1 protein-coding gene is annotated in these 842 nt (G+C 38.0%); it reads left to right on the top strand.

The features are described 5' to 3' along the window. On the top strand, window positions 1-763 hold a 763-nt coding region (locus AC1DND_RS28705; RefSeq protein ID WP_477586350.1), incomplete at its 5' end, for a glycosyltransferase family 2 protein. Between the last annotated feature and the right edge of the window lie 79 nt (window positions 764-842).

Raw genomic sequence — 842 nt, 5'->3', positions numbered from 1 at the left:
AACCATGGGTATAAAGGCAGCTAAGTATGATTGGCTGGTTTTTACTGATGCAGATTGTACACCAGCTTCTGAGCATTGGTTAATGGATATGCAACAGCCTGCTGATGAAAATACTGAAATCGTTTTGGGCTACTCGCCCTATATGAAGAAAAGAAGTCTGTTAAATGCATTAATCCGCTTCGAAACCTTTTTTACTGCTGTAAATTACCTGGCTTTCGCCTTAAAAGGCATGCCGTATATGGGGGTTGGACGTAATATGGCCTATAAAAAATCGCTTTTTTTTAAAAATAAAGGCTTTGCAGCACACATGCATATYCCATCTGGAGATGATGATTTATTCGTAAACGCACATGCCAATAAATACAATACAGAGATCCGTTTACACCGCGATAGCCATGTTTGGAGCGAACCCAATAATACCTGGGGAGGTTACCTGAGGCAGAAAAAACGTCATTTTGGCGCCGGAAAGTTCTATAAATCGAAGCATAAGTTTATTTTAAGTCTTCAGATTGTTTTTCAGTTTTTGTTTTATGCGTTCTTTGCCACATGTATGTTTTTTAGCCGTGAGGCGCAATATGTAGCCCTAGGCATCCTCGGATTAAGCATCATCATCAGGTGTTTTATCTATCCAAAATTGCTGAAACGCTTAAACTATAGCGATTTGCGTTGGTGGTTCCCGATTTTAGACATACTTTTGTTTCTGTTTTTAACCCTGAACGGATTTTTAGCCTTGTTTGGCAAGAAAAAAGTAAACTGGAAATAAATTCAATAATCCTTAGCAATTTACAATATGCTTGATGTAAAGCCCGATATCGTTTTAAAATATTTCCCTAACCTAAGTG

This window comes from Pedobacter sp. 01N416, assembly GCF_056399685.1.
Note: the sequence above shows the minus strand (reverse complement) of the source record. Positions and strands in the feature narration are given on the sequence as shown.